Annotated in this window: 11 protein-coding genes; 7 read left to right on the top strand and 4 right to left on the bottom strand. The window is 36.1% G+C overall.

Going from position 1 to position 16,007, the window contains the following annotated elements:
• Positions 1-92: 92 nt before the first annotated feature.
• The 3 genes from CRO54_RS04025 to CRO54_RS04035 all read right to left on the bottom strand — a co-directional run bounded on the left by CRO54_RS04025 (position 93) and on the right by CRO54_RS04035 (position 3,341).
• Positions 93-2,135 carry a helix-hairpin-helix domain-containing protein gene (locus CRO54_RS04025; protein WP_097128963.1) on the bottom strand — a complete coding sequence of 681 codons (2,043 nt, stop codon included), beginning with the start codon at positions 2,133-2,135 and terminating at the stop codon, positions 93-95.
• On the bottom strand, positions 2,125-2,928 hold the full coding sequence (locus CRO54_RS04030; RefSeq protein ID WP_097128965.1) for a PorV/PorQ family protein: 804 nt from the start codon (positions 2,926-2,928) through the stop codon (positions 2,125-2,127). The genes CRO54_RS04025 and CRO54_RS04030 overlap by 11 nt, the downstream gene beginning before the upstream one ends.
• Before the next feature lie 77 nt (positions 2,929-3,005).
• Positions 3,006-3,341 carry a MerR family transcriptional regulator gene (locus tag CRO54_RS04035; protein WP_097128967.1) on the bottom strand — a complete coding sequence of 112 codons (336 nt, stop codon included), beginning with the start codon at positions 3,339-3,341 and terminating at the stop codon, positions 3,006-3,008.
• A gap of 217 nt (positions 3,342-3,558) precedes the next feature.
• On the opposite strand from CRO54_RS04035, the gene alaS reads away from it, so the two are divergent.
• On the top strand, positions 3,559-6,192 hold the full coding sequence (gene alaS, locus CRO54_RS04040; RefSeq protein WP_097128969.1) for an alanine--tRNA ligase: 2,634 nt from the start codon (positions 3,559-3,561) through the stop codon (positions 6,190-6,192).
• Between the two features lie 106 nt (positions 6,193-6,298).
• On the top strand, positions 6,299-6,847 hold the full coding sequence (locus CRO54_RS04045) for a hypothetical protein (RefSeq protein WP_097128971.1): 549 nt from the start codon (positions 6,299-6,301) through the stop codon (positions 6,845-6,847).
• A gap of 80 nt (positions 6,848-6,927) precedes the next feature.
• Here the strand turns inward: CRO54_RS04045 and CRO54_RS04050 are convergent, their stop codons facing one another.
• Positions 6,928-8,166, bottom strand: a complete 1,239-nt coding sequence (locus tag CRO54_RS04050; RefSeq protein ID WP_138765743.1) for a hypothetical protein — start codon at positions 8,164-8,166, stop codon at positions 6,928-6,930.
• A gap of 110 nt (positions 8,167-8,276) precedes the next feature.
• Between CRO54_RS04050 and CRO54_RS04055 the strand changes: the two genes are divergently transcribed.
• The 5 genes from CRO54_RS04055 to CRO54_RS04075 all read left to right on the top strand — a co-directional run bounded on the left by CRO54_RS04055 (position 8,277) and on the right by CRO54_RS04075 (position 16,005).
• Complete coding sequence (locus CRO54_RS04055) at positions 8,277-10,628, top strand: TonB-dependent receptor (protein WP_097128975.1); 2,352 nt, start codon at positions 8,277-8,279, stop codon at positions 10,626-10,628.
• 176 nt (positions 10,629-10,804) lie between these two features.
• Positions 10,805-12,859, top strand: coding sequence for a hydantoinase/oxoprolinase family protein (locus CRO54_RS04060; protein ID WP_097128978.1), 2,055 nt, complete (start codon positions 10,805-10,807; stop codon positions 12,857-12,859).
• 1 nt (position 12,860) lies between these two features.
• A complete protein-coding gene (locus tag CRO54_RS04065; RefSeq protein ID WP_097128980.1) occupies positions 12,861-14,528 on the top strand; it encodes a hydantoinase B/oxoprolinase family protein in 1,668 nt (555 codons plus the stop codon).
• Positions 14,529-14,584: 56 nt separating this feature from the next.
• Positions 14,585-14,923, top strand: coding sequence for a hypothetical protein (locus CRO54_RS04070; RefSeq protein WP_097128982.1), 339 nt, complete (start codon positions 14,585-14,587; stop codon positions 14,921-14,923).
• Complete coding sequence (locus CRO54_RS04075; RefSeq protein WP_097128984.1) at positions 14,920-16,005, top strand: DUF917 domain-containing protein; 1,086 nt, start codon at positions 14,920-14,922, stop codon at positions 16,003-16,005. The genes CRO54_RS04070 and CRO54_RS04075 overlap by 4 nt, the downstream gene beginning before the upstream one ends.
• Positions 16,006-16,007 lie beyond the last annotated feature (2 nt).

The raw sequence follows: 16,007 nt of genomic DNA on the forward strand, positions 1-16,007 counted from the left end.
ATAGTTGATAGATTATTTTTTTTTAGACTACTGACCATGAAATCATCAACTATAAGCTAGCTGGTTACTAATCGCTGATCCCTAACTCTAAATTAAAACTGATACCTTAATTGTACTCTCATTTCAGATTTCATCTTTCCTTGTATTTCGTCTAATCCAGAGCCTACAGTTTCTACGTTTTCGTAATTATAGAGTGCATACCTGCCCCAGACATCTAATTTCTTTGCTAATCTGTATTTTAAGTTTGCATAGCCTCTAATGCCTTTGCCATTGTATAAACCGAAAGTAAAGTTGTATAATACATCATCTTCGTAAGCATAAATACGGCTGTCATAAGAAGCGGTATTGAAGTACGAGACTCTGATGTTTCCAGAAATTCTGGAAGAAAGTGGACTATAACTCACATCTTGATAAGCTAAATAACCAAACTCCGAATTTGCATTTCCTTTTTTAAACTGCACAATCTCTACACGGTTTTGGAAACCAAGTGATTTGCCTACTACCCATTTAACTTCTGCACGGTAGTTTTCTTTCTTTACATCATCAAGGTAATTGAATGGAACTGTTAAGTTAGTGTTCTGCTGTTTGATTTCAGATTTGAATCTTAATATCGCTTTAAAAGTTTTACTTGGGCTATAGGTAACTTGTCCTAAAAATTCATAGCCGTCAGAAGGGGCATCAACCCTAAAACGTAACCAAGGAAATTTGAAATAATCGCCGTAAAACTGAATGCTCCAAACTTTCGATGGATTGATATTTAAACCAGCATACAGCCCTTTTTCATTAAATGCTTCACTAGCTTCGGCAGTTGCCTGATTAAAGAAGTTGTGGTAGTTTTTTTGGTAGTTTCTATGTAAAACCACAGCCGAAACCGTTGATGATAAACTCACCAATGCACCGTTTACGTAAGCTAAGCCTGCATCTATACCTTTTCCAAATTCACCAAAAAAATAGAAGTTTTTGTAAGTATAACTATAATGTGCACCTACGTTGGCCAATTCTTTTCCAGTAAAGTTAAAATGTTGGTATAAGCTAGAGCCTGGCACAAATAATCTATTGAAAGAAGTGTGATAAGCTATAGCGCCAATATTTAGTGCGTTGTTTCTGTATTGTAAAACGCCACCATAAACAATCTGCTCAGTACTGTTTTTATTGTTGATTTCTGTTTGCGTTCTATGTAAACCTGTTTCGTTAATTGTACTAAGCGTCTGTTCGCCGTCAATGTTAGTACTTAAAGATGCATCCAGTTTTCTGTGAGATACAAAAGGACTGAAATCTATATTTTTAGTAATAAGTATTGTTGTAGCGATGCCTCGTAAAAAAGAAAACTCGTTGGCAGAAGTATAAGGTCTTAAGCCTACATCACGTTTAACGACGCCTGTAACGTCTGGAGATTTACCGAAAGCAAAACCCGACCAAAGCGTTAATGCTTGACCAAATTGCATGGTATAATCTCCCAAAACTATTTTTTTAAATCTTCCTGTATTTAATATCGCTAAGTGTCCCGACATAAAGTCGAATGGTTTTTGTTTCGGACCGTTAAAAAGGTGCTCGCCCGCATCTTTCTCAAATACTAAAGATGCTGAAATACGGTTTGCGTAGGTGTAACGATACCTTAACAAATATCGGTCTGGAGTGCCTAAATACCTACTTCCCGGTAAATCGGTGTAGCCTTTTGTTTTTTCGAGTACTTTGCCATAACGTATGATTAAATCGTTGTTGCCATATTTGGTTAGGTTGGTGGCGGTGATTTTATCTGCCATAGCTGTTTGGTCTAAAGTTGCAAAAGGAATTAATCTTTGGATGGTTTGTAAATCAAATTCTGCAATACTTTGTAGCTCTAACAAATCGATTAGTTTGCCATTCTTCCTAATATGCTCAAACAAATTACTGATTTGAAGAGGCGATAAGAAAATCAAAGTCTTTAATTCTTCGGCATTGGTATTATTAAGGTTTATAGGGTGTTTACGATAGTAGGTTAAGCGGTCCTGTAATTCGGAAAGGTCATAGTCTTCTGGCAGATTTTCGGCGATGCTTTCTATTAAATCTTTAATTAATTGGTCTTCTTGCGTTTGTGCTGTTGCTGAAAATCCAATTAGCAAAAAAGCAGTAATGATGATAAATCTAAAGCGCATAAGACAAGCCAATTTGAGGGGTGTAACCAATTTGAGGATGACTTTCTACTGCTATGTCTAAAATCCATTTTTGATAGTTTAAGCCAATACCAAAATATTGTTTGAAAGGCTTGGCACTCAATCCGCCGCGTAAACTCAATAATTCGTAAAATTTATAATCAACACCTAATGCAACATCAAATTTGCGTTCTAAATCTTTGGAAACATTAATAGCTAATAATACTTTATTGGAAGGAGTATAGCTAGCTCCAAAATGAACAGCAGCTGGAATATAAGTCTCAACATTAGTGGCTTTATATTTTTGTGAAGAAGGATTGTTCACGAAAACTCCCAAGCCAATTTGCTTACTCAACGAATAATTTACTCCAGCGTCAACCGAAAAAGTTGTGGCGTTGCCATAATTGGTAATCTTAATTTGATGAATATTGGCTTTGACACCTATAGCAAGGTCATCTCCAAATTTTTTCGCAAAACAAAAGCCAGCTTTAATTTCGTTGAACTCACTAATTCCATATCGATTGATGCTAAGGCCTGCGAAGTTATTGCCAAACGGATGTACGAATGCAAAGCTTTGTTCACTAAGCTCATCACCAAATAAATAGCGAGCGTAGTTTAAAGCAACCATTGAAGATTTTAAGCCTGTGATTCCAGCAGGATTGGCATTTAAACTCCAAACATCATTTACGGCAGCGCTGGCATTGGCCATAGCTTTAAGTCTAGCACCTTGGTTATATTGGGCAAGGGCATCCGTAAACAGAAAAGTTAGGATAAGGGTTAATAGATTTTTTGTCATACATAGCTTAGATACACCAATTTAAGGCATTGCAACTAAGCTTTGAAGAAAAATCAAAAGAAGTTTAGAGGTTTTAGCTATATCTCGTCGTTAAGTTTCAAAAGAAAACCCTTCAAACGTTCTAGCGAATCAATAATTTTTTGATTTTCCTTCACTTCACCACTGTTACTCTTCATGTGCTCTTTTGCTCCTTTTAGGGTAAAACCTTTATCATCTACTAAATGAAAAATAATCTTTAAGTTCTCGATATCTTCAGGGGTGAAAAGACGATTTCCTTTTTTGTTTTTCTTGGGTTTAAGAACTTCAAATTCCTTCTCGTAAAACCTAATCTGTGAAGCATTTACATCAAACATTTCGGTCACTTCGCCCATGGTATAATACATTTTATTGATTTCTCTTTCTTTGTATGGCATGTTTGATACTGATTATTAAACGATTATAGAATTTACTTAAAGTGTTCAAATGTAAACTGATTTTAGCAGAAAACCACAATAAAATTATAATTTTGTTCCTCATTAAATTATTACCACTAAGACACAAAGAACACAAAGGGATTTTGGTTAAGACGATGGGATTGTTAATTCCCTAAAACCTAAAACCTAAAACCTAAAACCTAATACCTTATAAAAAATGACAGCAAAAGAAATAAGACAGACCTTTTTGGAGTTTTTCAAAAGCAAACAACATCATATTGTACCCTCAGCGCCAATTGTGGTTAAAAATGATCCAACATTGATGTTTACCAATGCCGGAATGAACCAATTTAAAGATTTGTTTTTAGGTGAAGCGGCTGTAAAATATCCACGTGTGGTGGATACGCAACGTTGTTTACGGGTTTCGGGTAAACATAACGATTTGGAGGAAGTTGGTATTGATACTTATCACCACACCATGTTCGAAATGTTGGGCAACTGGAGTTTTGGCGATTATTTCAAAAAAGAAGCGATTGCGTGGAGTTGGGAGCTATTAACTGAAGTTTACAAAATTCCTAAAGACCAATTGTACGTTTCTGTTTTTGAGGGCGATGAAAAAGAAGGCTTGCCAATGGATACCGAAGCATTTGAGCTTTGGAAGCAATTTGTACCAGAAGAACGTATCGTTTTAGGTAATAAGAAAGATAATTTTTGGGAAATGGGAGATACGGGCCCTTGTGGTCCGTGCTCTGAAATTCACGTAGACTGCCGTACCGCTGAAGAGCGTGCCGATGGAAAAGGAAAATCTTTGGTGAATGCAGACCATCCTCAGGTAATTGAGATTTGGAACAACGTATTTATGCAGTTTAACCGCTTAAAAGACGGTTCTTTAAATCCACTTCCGGCACAACACGTAGATACGGGGATGGGTTTTGAGCGTTTGGTGCGTGTATTGCAAGGTAAAACTTCAAACTATGATACTGACGTTTTTCAACCGTTGATCAATTTTATTGCAGAAAAATCTGGATTTGAATATGTAGGTAGCGCCGAACCTGGAGAAAAAGGTTGGAACGAAGCGGTGGCAATGCGTGTAATGGCAGACCACATTCGTGCTATTTCTTTCGTAATTGCTGATGGTCAGTTACCTTCTAACAATAAAGCTGGTTACGTAATTCGTCGTATTTTACGTAGAGCGGTGCGTTATGCTTATACTTTCCTGAACTTAAAAGAACCATTCTTAAATCAGTTAGTTCCAGTATTAGCAGAGCAATTTAATGGTGTATTTGATGAGTTATACTTGCAAAAAGATTTTGTGCAAAAAGTAGTTTTAGAGGAAGAAGTTTCTTTCTTGAGGACTTTGGCTACGGGTATCCAGCGCTTCGAAAAATACGAAGGCGGTAAAATCATTGATGGTAATTTCGCTTTTGAGTTATATGATACTTTCGGTTTTCCGATAGATTTAACCGATTTGATGGCTCGCGAAAAGGGACTTTCAGTAGATATGGAAGGCTTTAACAAAGCCTTAGAAGAACAGAAAAATCGTTCTCGTGCAGCAACAGCTATCGATACTGGAGACTGGGTGATCGTTAACGAAGACAGAGAAACTGAATTTGTAGGTTACGATTTATCAGAGATAGAAACTGAAATTGTTAAGTATAGAAAAGTAACAGCTAAAGGTAAAGAGCAATATCAAATTGTGTTGGCTCAAACGCCTTTCTATGCAGAAAGTGGTGGTCAGGTTGGTGATACAGGTAGGTTGGAAGACCACAGCAGACAATTTTGGGTGGAAATTACCGACACTAAAAAAGAAAACGGTGTAACTGTACACTTCACAGATACTTTGCCAGCAGATTTAGAAGGCAAGTTTTGGGCTGTTATCGATGAAGAAAAACGTAAAGCTTCAGAAAACAATCACTCGGCTACGCACTTATTACATGCGGCAATGAAGCAAGTTTTAGGTACGCATGTCAATCAAAAAGGTAGTTTGGTGAATTCGGATTACCTGCGTTTCGATTTTTCTCACTTCGCTAAAGTAACTGATGATGAATTGAACCAGATCGAAGATATCGTTAATGAGAAAATCAGAGAGAATATCCTATTAAAAGAACAAAGAAATGTGCCATATCAAGAAGCAATTGATAGTGGTGTAACCGCTTTGTTTGGCGAAAAATATGGTGATTTTGTTCGTGTAATCACTTTTGATGACCATTTTTCGAAAGAGCTTTGCGGCGGAACTCACGTAAAAGCTACAGGTCAAATTGGTTTCTTTAAGTTAACTTCTGAATCTGCGGTTGCGGCAGGTGTACGTAGGATAGAAGCGATTACTGGCGAACGTTCTGCTGCTGTGATTCGAGAGCACTTCGATTTAGTGAAGAACTTGAATGCCTTATTGAACAATCCTAAAGATTTTGTTTCTGCCTTAGGTAAGATCATAGATGATAACAGTGCCCTAAAAAAAGAGATTGAAAAAAGTATCACTGAAAGAGCGGTTGCTTTAAGAACTGATTTAGAAGCACAAATACAAAATATTGATGGCGTGAACTTTATTGCAACTACTGTTGATTTGCCAAATGCTGATGCTGTGAAAACTTTAGCTTATGCTGTAAAAGGTGCTGTGCAGAATTTATTCTTAGTGTTAGGTGTGGTGGTAGATGGCAAGCCTCAACTTACCATAGCTATTGATGACGAATTGGTAAAAGAAAAAGGCTACAATGCAGGGCAGATTGTGAGAGAATTAGCTAAAGAAATACAAGGTGGTGGCGGTGGTCAACCTTTCTATGCAACTGCTGGCGGTAAAGATGCCGCTGGTTTGGATAGAGCGATTGAGAAAGCGAAATCATTTTTGAAGTAAAAAACACGGAAATTGTAGCATTTTATCTTTTCTAGTCGTATTGTAAAAGTAGAAAGCGCTACAATTTTTTTTTGTTACATCACCATTAAATAAACGAACACATTAAATGAAAAAAAATCTATTAACACTAATATTATCATTCTCGGTAATATCAGTTTTTGCTCAAAAAGATAGCACAAAAGTAACTGATAGAACAGTTGGAAGAAATGAAATTAGACTTAACTTGTTAAACACTATCATTGGCATACCAGAAATAAGCTATGAGCGAATATTTAACGATAACAGTGGCGCTGGTCTGTCTATTTTGTTTGGGATAGATGACAATACAGATTATAAACTTGGAGCAATACCTTACTACAGAGTTTATTTTGGAAATAATAACAAAATGGGTACAGGTTTTTTCATCGAAGCAAATGCTGCAGTGATGCAGGTTGAAGATGATAGGATTTATCTAACCGATCCTAACGGTTATGCTTATTCATATAGAGAGACTAATGTGACTAGCTTTGGTTTAGGTGCTGCTGCCGGAGGTAAATTTCTTACCAAAAACGGATTTGTAGGAGAGGTTTACTTGGGTGCTGGTCGTTTTTTCAATAAGAAGAATTATGTAGAAGCTTACCCGAGAATAGGTATTACCATTGGTAAAAGATTTTAAAACTACAAAGCCCCGATAATTTCGGGGCTTTGTAGTTTTAAAATTTAAGTGTATTTCATTACTGGTAACTGAAAATAAGGTTAAGACTGTTTGCTATATTTAATTTCTACATTACCATTAATTGGATTGTTATTAAAATCGACACCGCTATAAACTCCCGAAAAATCGTTTTCAGGTTTAATTAAGTAGTACATTTTAATGTATATGCTGACTTTTTGTATGTATGAAACCCCTAATACTTCAAAATCTAAATATGCATTTTGTCCTCTATTAATTAATTTAACAATATCATTTTCAATAATTACATCTGGGTTTTTGCTTGAGATATTGTAATTAAGGGAATCAATACTGAGTTCGAGCGTATGAAAATCCTCACTATCACCGTGAAACTTAAATTGGTAGTCTCCTGATAAATTGGAGAACAAGGAAGCGAACGGGCTTGTATTCGAAATTTTTGAAGAAATGCTTGGTAAATGACTTTCAATAATAATTCGTTTCCCCTTAAGTTCTTGTGTAAGCAAAGGATTGATTTGACGGGTAGAAAATTCATTTTCCATTTCTGTCTTACTGGCGAACTTTTTTAAGATGATCTTGCCAGCAATAGTTCTGTTATATTTATCAAACCCAGAGTACGTACCTATTAAGTAATTTCTCTCTGTAGAAGTAGATTTTCCGACAAAAAAAACAAAGTTTGCACCTTCTTTTTTTATATTATTTGAAACGTATTTGGTATGCATAAACATTAAATCTTCGCTTATTTTAATGTCGCCATAAAAAACATATTCTGATTTGATGTCGTTTTCATCAAAATAAACAAAGCGAAATTCCATATTACTCCAATTGTTGTAAATTGTTAGTTTTCCTTTGTTCATTTTTTGATCTTCACCGTAGTAATAGCAACAATAATAGAAATCCTCATTAGATTGCGCAGTTTCAATAAGTGCAAGCTGTGCTTTCATTTCTAGTTCATCAAAAATTTCATTTTCTAGAAAGGATTCTATCCTGTCGTAATTCAAGTAGTTCAAAAAAGCATATTTGTATTCTCTGTTGAGTCTAATGATTGGTTTCCCTTGTTTTAACTCTCTGTTTTTAGTGTATAGGTATTTTCCATTGATGTATCCTTTCGTTATTTGTTCAAATTCATTTTTTAAACTAGGCTTTAAAGGATCGTAATTTGCAAAGCCAAACAGTTGCGAGTCGCTGATGAAATCCACTTTGTGTTTATTGTTAAACTTATTCATAATCGCTTTTAGCAACTTATCAAAGCAATATTTGGAGAGAATTAATTGGTCCGATACTAATGTTTTATCGTTTTCCATTGTTTTCTTGTTTTTGTCATAGGAAATATTTGTTAGGTATAAAGTAATCGTAAAAAAAAAGATTAGTTAACAATTACAATAGCTTTAATTTAAAATTAATCTATTGTAAAATGAAAAAAATCACAATTCTCTTATTCTTAATTTTTCCAATTGTTCTCTTCGGACAGAGGGCTATCAAAGGAAATGTAAAAGGAGCCGATGGCAATTTAATTGGTGTATCAATAAGTACAAAAGATAATAGCCAAGGTACACTTACAGATTCACAGGGAAATTTTAAACTCACAGTCTCTGATAAAGCTACAACACTAGTGTTTACCTTTTTGGGATATGTTACCAAGGAAGTGGTACTTGATCAAGAAAAAGAATATCAGGTTTTTCTAGATAAGGAAACAAAACAGTTAAAAGAAGTAGCTGTTAAAGGCTTCTCTGGAGTTATTGGTCAGGCAAGACGTAGATTAGAATCTGTCCAGTCTGTACCAGAATCTGTAGTTACACTTACCTCCCAAGAAATAGAATCAAAGGGAATTGTGAACGTCCAAACTTTTGCAAACACGATTCCTAACGTGAACTTCACCACTTCGCAAGGGGTTGGAAATAATTTTATTACCGTTAGAGGGATTTCCCATATAAGAAATGGAGAATCGCCGATAGCATTTGTGATAGATGGTGTTACCTTGCCAGACGCTAATTTAATTAATCAAGAATTGTTTGATTTGGCGATGATAGAAATTGTTAAGGGACCACAAGGTGCATTGTATGGTAAAAATGCGATAGCAGGAGCAATTAACATTACTACAAACCAGCCTACCAATGACTTTAGTAACAAAATTTCTTTGGGCTACGGCAGTGGAAATTTATTTAAAACGCAGCTTTCTTTTTCTGGCCCCATTATGAAAGATAAGTTGTTTTATAGGGTTTCTGGTTCTTATAGAAAAGGAGATGGTGTAATTAAAAACACCTATTTAAATAAGCCTGTAGATTATATTGAAGATTTATCGTTGAGAGCCCAAATAAAAGCCAACCTGTCGAATAAAATAAATGCAACAGCGACGGGACAAATAATTAATACAAAAGCTGGTGCAACGTATTATGCAGCTGGGGTTACAACTCCTAATTTTGGGGCAGATGATTTTAATAACCAAGCAGTTATTGCCGACCAATTTGGAACTTCGAAATTGAAAGGGAATTATGGAAATTTAAAGGTGAATTTTGATTTAGAAGGAGTAACACTTACATCATCCACAACTTACAACAAAAGCGACAGAAATCACACAGGTGATTTAGATTTTACCTCTGCCGATATTCTTAGGCAATTTCAAAATAGTGACTCTAAAACTTTCAATCAGGAAATCAAATTAAGCTCGAAAAATAAAGAAACTACCAAGTTAACATGGGATTTAGGGGCATTCTACCAAAACTCTGCAAAATTATTGTATACTCAAGCAACTGCTGATTTTGGTTTTTTTGCCCCTCCTTACGCCCCAACAGGAGCTCAATCTACTTTGGCAGTTTCCGATTTTACCAATACTTATTCAACACTTGCAGCTTTTGGTTTTGTAGACTATAAAGTGACGGATAAATTTACAGTTTCTGCTGGTCTTCGTTACGACAACGATCATATTAAACAAGATAACAGAACCCTTAATACCAAGCCAGATAAAACCGATTCGCAGTTACAGCCGAAATTATCTCTGTCTTTAAAAGCTACAGAAAATATGTTGCTGTACACAAACTATGGGCGAGGTTATAGAAGTGGCGGATTTAATCAGGCAAATACCGTACGTTTTAACGAAGGTTACGAAGCAGAAATCACCAATAACTATGAGTTTGGTATCAAGAATAGTTTTCTGAACAACCGTATCATTTTAAACCTATCTACTTACTATATCGATTTTAAAAATCAGCAACAATACGCCCTGCTAATTAATGGGTCTGGAAATATATTGATAGGAAATTTTAATTTTCCAAAAAGCGAATCGTATGGTTTTGAAGCAGATTTTAAGATAAGAGCAACAAATTACTTAGATATTTTAGCTAGTTATGGACTTAGTAAATCGATCATTCTAGAAGGAACATCAACCTATAGCGTGGGAGCCAATAACTCTTTTAATGTTGCAAAAAAGAATACGCCATTGGTTCCTCAAAATAGTTATGTTCTAGCGCTAGAATCTAATTTCAATTTAACAAAGAAAGTATCTTTCAATGGTAATCTTACCTTGAGGGGAACTGGCAAAATCTATTGGCATGAAGATAACCGAGCAATATCATCCGCTTACAATCTTCTTAGCTCAAAAGTTGGGATAGCCGTTAATGGTTTTGCGGTAAACGTGTTTGGAAATAACATCTTAAATCAAAAATACATCACAGAATATTTCGGACAGGATTTTTCTAATGGCTCTGGAGATTTAGCTTGGAAGGGACAACCTGCTGTTTTTGGAGTTGATTTCAGTTATAAATTTTAGTTGAAGAAGCGTATTGAAATCAATGTTTTTCAAATAGCCAATTTGATTTAAAAACATTCAAAAAATAACGATTACCATATACTGATTGATGCGTAAAAGTATATGGTAATCTGTTCTATAGCATTTAATCGCTTATCAATGATTGAAGCTATCAAGTAAATGATTAATAAATAAATATGAGAGTAGCTACAGATATCGGTGGAACCTTTACGGATTTAGTATGTCTTGAATTTGATAAGACAACGGGAAAGCCAATAGGTTTGAAAGTTTCAAAAACAGATACCATTCCCTCTAACTTTGAAGAAGGAATTTTAAATGCAATAAATAAGCATGGTTTAGATTTAGACAAGGTAGGTTTTTTTGCGCATGGCACCACCGTAGTAATTAATGCACTTACTGAGCACAAGGGAGCTAGAACTGCTTTAATAACCACCAAAGGGTTTAGGGATGTTTTAGAGATTGCAAGGTCTAACCGCCCTGATTTATTCAATTTCAACTTTATAAAACAACCTCCATTTGTACCTAGGTACCTCCGTTTTGAAGTTGAAGAGAGAATGAACTATAAAGGCGAAATAATTCAACCTATCAGCTATGAAAACATAGCTTCAATTGTCCGTACTTGCAAAGAGGAACAAATAGAAGCTTTAGCCGTTTGTTTTTTACATTCTTATAAAAACCCAGCGCATGAATTGGCTTTCATTCAAAAAATAAAACCTTTACTAAACGGAGTCGAAATCATCGCTTCTCATGAAATAACTAGAGAATGGCGAGAATATGAACGTACAAGCACTACGGTTTTGTCAAGTTATGTATTGCCGCTTACCAAAAATTATCTGGTAAAACTGGAGCAGAAACTGAAACTAAATGGTCTGAAGAACGCTCCGTACATTATGCAGTCTAATGGTGGAATCACTACTATCAAGGATATCAAAGAAAATCCTATTACCATTGTTGAATCTGGACCGGCAAGTGGCGTTTATGGGGTTATAGCTTTAGGCAATGTCATTAATAGAAAGAATATGATTGTCTTAGATATTGGTGGCACAACGGCAAAATGTGCATTGGTTGAAAATGGACAAGTAAAAATTACTACTAATTATAAAATTGACCATTCCAAAACTAAAGCGGGTTATCCAATCCAAACACCAGTAATAGATATTGTAGAAATAGGAAATGGAGGTGGCAGCATAGCTTGGGTAGACACTGGTGGAAAAATGCATGTGGGACCTAAAAGTGCAGCAGCAATGCCGGGGCCAGCTGCTTATGGAAGAGGAGGAAAGCACTTAACTACAACTGATGCTAATGTGATTTTGGGTCGCATTCATCCAGATTATTTTTTGGGAGGAGAACTTACCCCTAATTATAAAAGTATTGATGAAGCTTCGAAAATGCTCTGTGAAACCTTCAATACTAATAAAGAAGCCATTGCCAGAGGCATTATAAGGATTGCAAATGCAAACATGATTAATGCACTAAAGCTTGTTTCGATTAACAAGGGCTACGATACTAGAGATTTTTCTTTAGTAGTAATTGGGGGTGGTGGTGCCATGCATGGAGCAGATTTAGCTAGAGAACTTCAGGTAAAAGAACTGATAGTTCCTAAAAATGCAGGTGTTTTTTCGGCGGTTGGAATGTTGATGTCTGATTTGAGAAGGGACTCGATACGAACCAATGTGGTGGTATTAACCGACAAAACAAAAGTGAAAATCCAGGATACGTTCTTGGATATGGAGAACGATGCCATCAAAAAGTACGAAAATGATGGGTTCGAAAAAGAGCAAATTGAATTTTCATATTATACTGATTTGCGTTACGCTGGACAAGAACATTATGTAAAAGTGCAAATACCGCTTTCTATTAATATTATACTGGATGAGATGATCAAGGATTTCCATGAAGCGCATCAGAAGCAGTATTCATTTAGACTAGACAATAAAGTAGAGCTGGTGAATTTTCATTTAGTTGCCCAGGTTAAGGTAGATAAGCCTGACTTCCCGAAAATAGAAACTAAGGGAAAACTAGTGTGTGATGCCATTTTTGAATTTAAAGAAGTGGATTTTGATGATTTAGGAATACATCGTACCGCATTTTACAATCGTGATTTATTGGAACCCGATATGCTTATCAACGGTCCTGCGATAATAGCAGAAAATGCCACTACAACCTTAGTTACACCGCTACAAAAACTATTAGTTGACAGCTATGGAAATCTAATCATAACAATGCTATAAAATGAAAGACTTTACATTAGAAATCATACAAGATTCATTAATTGCTGCAGGCGATGAAATGTTTAAAACATTAGAACGCACCAGTATGAGTCCAATTATATACGAATCTTTGGATTATGCTGTTGGGATTACCGATAGCAAGGGTGAGTTACTGGCTCAAGGAAATGGAATTACTGCATTTTTAGCTGCACTTGATTCTGTAGTGAGAAGTACATTGGAAAAATATACTGGAGAAAATTTATTGAAAGAAGGTGATGTCATTATTGCGAATACGCCTTATGCCGGCGGAGGGACACATCTTTCGGACGTATCTGTGGTATATCCTGTATTCTATCATAATGAATTGGTTGCTTTTACGGTTAATAAGGCGCATTGGACAGAATTAGGGGGTACTTATCCAGGTTCTGTTTCTACAATAGCTACCGAAATTTTTCATGAGGGAATACATTTTCCTTTTATAAAGATTAAGAGTAAAGGAGAACTTAATCAGGCGGTGATAGATATCATTAAAGCCAATGTACGTTTGCCCGAAAGTACGCTGGGTGATTTATTTGCAGGTATTGCCGCTGCCGAAGTTGGAGCAAGACGGGTCATCTCAATTATAGAAAAGTACGGGTTAGAAGTTTATAAGGAAGCTGGAGTTTCATTTTTAAATTATGGAGAGCGTATGAGCTTAGAAGCGCTCAAATCAATCCCGAAAGGTACTTACTTAGGTGAATCTGCGGTAGAAAATAATGGTTTTGGAGACGGCCCTTTTCCTGTTAAAGCAAAAGTAACCATTACAGACAGCAAGTTTACCGTGGATTTTAATGGTTCGCACCCGCAAGTTAAGGGAGCTGTAAATTTATCTTTTAATGGATTGATAACTGGATGCAGAACTATTTTTAAAGCCATAACAACCCCCGAAATGGATGCAAATGGTGGAGCTTTTAGACCTATGGAAGTTCTTTGCGAACCTGGTACGATAGTAAGCGCCGAGTTTCCGGCAGCTGTATCTATCTATTATGAAACCTTAATTGTTGCGATAGATTTAGTCTGGAAAATATTGGCTCCATTAATACCAGATAAGCTACCTGCTGGACATTTACGCTCTGTTTGCGCCACATTTATATCAGGCATACATCCATATACTAATGAATTTTATATTCAGGCAGAACCGCTAGCTGGTGGCTGGGGCGCTTCAAAAAGCCACGATGGAAATAGAGGGCAACTTTCTTGCGGAAGTGGCGAATCCTATAATATTCCTGTTGAAATTAGGGAAATGCGCTACGGAATAGAAGTGCAACAATATGCATTTCATAACGAAGGTGGGGGTTATGGTAAATTCCAGGGAGGTAATGGGCAATACATCGATTATAAAATACTTTCGGATGGAGCTTCTTTAACGGCGGCGTTTCTTGGTGCCGAAACCAAAACTTGGGGTATTGATGGTGGCCATGATGGTTCCTATAATTATTTTAAGATCATTCGGGTTAATGGCGAAGAAGAGCGTCACAGTTTGGGTACCAATATCAATCTCAAAAAGGGAGATATCGTACGTTGTGTTACGGCAACTGGTGGCGGTTATGGAAAGCCAGAAAATCGACCTAAAGAACAAGTTCTGTTAGATATTAAAAATGAATATATCACCATCGAACAAGCTAAAGAAGCGTATCAAATATCAATATGAAATTCTGGGCGATATATTAAGAGCCTTAAGCGTTTACAACATGCTGAAATTAAAAAATGGAAATAAAGAAAATCAGCTATGCAGCTGAAAATGAGCATTACAATAAAGAACTTTTTTTGATTCAGGAAGAAGGCTTGTCTATGACATTCGGAACCGTTTTTTTAATGAAGGGTACCAGAATACCTGAGAAAGGATTTTCTAAACATGAACAGCATGAAATTTCTGTGATTCAGCAGGGTAAAATTGAAATGCTTAATGAAAACGGGACGATAAAAGGGTATTTAACTGCTGGAGATGTAGTATTTATTACCGCACTCGAAGCGCAAGCAGGAAATGTGCTAGAAGAAACCCAAATTATTTACACACTGTTCGGTAAAAAGGGAAAAAACAAATGAAAAAAATAACAATCGAAGACCTCGAATATATCTCTTTAGGTTCGACCATATTGGGAACTGGAGGTGGCGGTAATCCTTACATCGGTAAGTTATTGGCGAAACAAGCAATTCAAGCTTATGGCGACGTAACGTTAATAAAAGCACATGAACTAGATAACGATGCATTAGTAGTACCTGTCGCCGCTTTTGGCGCTCCTATGATTCTCGTCGAAAAGCTGTTTTCTGCAGAGGAATTTTATAATGCTTTCGATATGATGGAAAATTATCTGGGAAGAAAAATTGATGCTGTTATGCCTGTAGAAGCGGGTGGGCTCAATGGTATAATTCCATTTGCTGTTGCTGCAAAAAAAAGAATTCCAATTGTTGATGCTGATGGTATGGGACGGGCATTTCCTCGTTTAGAAATGACAACTTTTACCCTTCATGGAATTCCCGCATCTCCAATTACGCAAGCAGACGAGAAAGGAAATAGAAATTTATATCATACTATAGATAATACTTGGGGCGAAACCTTAGTTGGAGCTACGACTATACAAATGGGTGGCAGTTGTGCTGTTACCTGTTATTCAATGAGTGGTGCCGAAGTTAAAAAATCCGCTGTACACGATACCATTTCGTATGCTAAAATACTGGGAGAATCAGTGCTGAATGCGAAAAAAAATCAGCTAAATCCAATTTCAGCTTTAATGCAACAGACACAAGCTTTTAAACTCTTTTCAGGAAAAATATCCAATATTTCTATGAAGACCGAAGGTAGATGGAATACAGGCATTTGTGAAATAGACGGATTGGAAGAAGATAACGGTTCGAAAATGGAAATAGATTTTCAAAATGAATTTCTAATTGCAAAAAAGAATGGTGAACCAGCTGCCATTACACCCGATTTAATTGTGTTGTTAGATGCTGAAAATGCACACCCAATTACGGCAGAAACTATTCAATATGGTACCAGGGTAATTGTGATTGGGATTAAAGCTGATAAGCAATGGCGTACTGCTGCTGGAATTGTGCTAGGTGGTCCGGAGAAGTTTGGATATACAGAGAAATTTATCCCAATAGAATTATTAAACGCTAAACAATAACG

The organism is Pedobacter xixiisoli, assembly GCF_900215335.1.
GTDB lineage: Bacteria > Bacteroidota > Bacteroidia > Sphingobacteriales > Sphingobacteriaceae > Pedobacter > Pedobacter xixiisoli.

Coding starts and splice junctions, on each gene's coding strand:
- CRO54_RS04025 (WP_097128963.1), bottom strand. CDS start 2,135: ATGCGCTTTAGATTTATCATCATTACTGCTTTTTTGCTAATTGGATTT.
- CRO54_RS04030 (WP_097128965.1), bottom strand. CDS start 2,928: ATGACAAAAAATCTATTAACCCTTATCCTAACTTTTCTGTTTACGGAT.
- CRO54_RS04035 (WP_097128967.1), bottom strand. CDS start 3,341: ATGCCATACAAAGAAAGAGAAATCAATAAAATGTATTATACCATGGGC.
- alaS (WP_097128969.1), top strand. CDS start 3,559: ATGACAGCAAAAGAAATAAGACAGACCTTTTTGGAGTTTTTCAAAAGC.
- CRO54_RS04045 (WP_097128971.1), top strand. CDS start 6,299: ATGAAAAAAAATCTATTAACACTAATATTATCATTCTCGGTAATATCA.
- CRO54_RS04050 (WP_138765743.1), bottom strand. CDS start 8,166: ATGGAAAACGATAAAACATTAGTATCGGACCAATTAATTCTCTCCAAA.
- CRO54_RS04055 (WP_097128975.1), top strand. CDS start 8,277: ATGAAAAAAATCACAATTCTCTTATTCTTAATTTTTCCAATTGTTCTC.
- CRO54_RS04060 (WP_097128978.1), top strand. CDS start 10,805: ATGAGAGTAGCTACAGATATCGGTGGAACCTTTACGGATTTAGTATGT.
- CRO54_RS04065 (WP_097128980.1), top strand. CDS start 12,861: ATGAAAGACTTTACATTAGAAATCATACAAGATTCATTAATTGCTGCA.
- CRO54_RS04070 (WP_097128982.1), top strand. CDS start 14,585: ATGGAAATAAAGAAAATCAGCTATGCAGCTGAAAATGAGCATTACAAT.
- CRO54_RS04075 (WP_097128984.1), top strand. CDS start 14,920: ATGAAAAAAATAACAATCGAAGACCTCGAATATATCTCTTTAGGTTCG.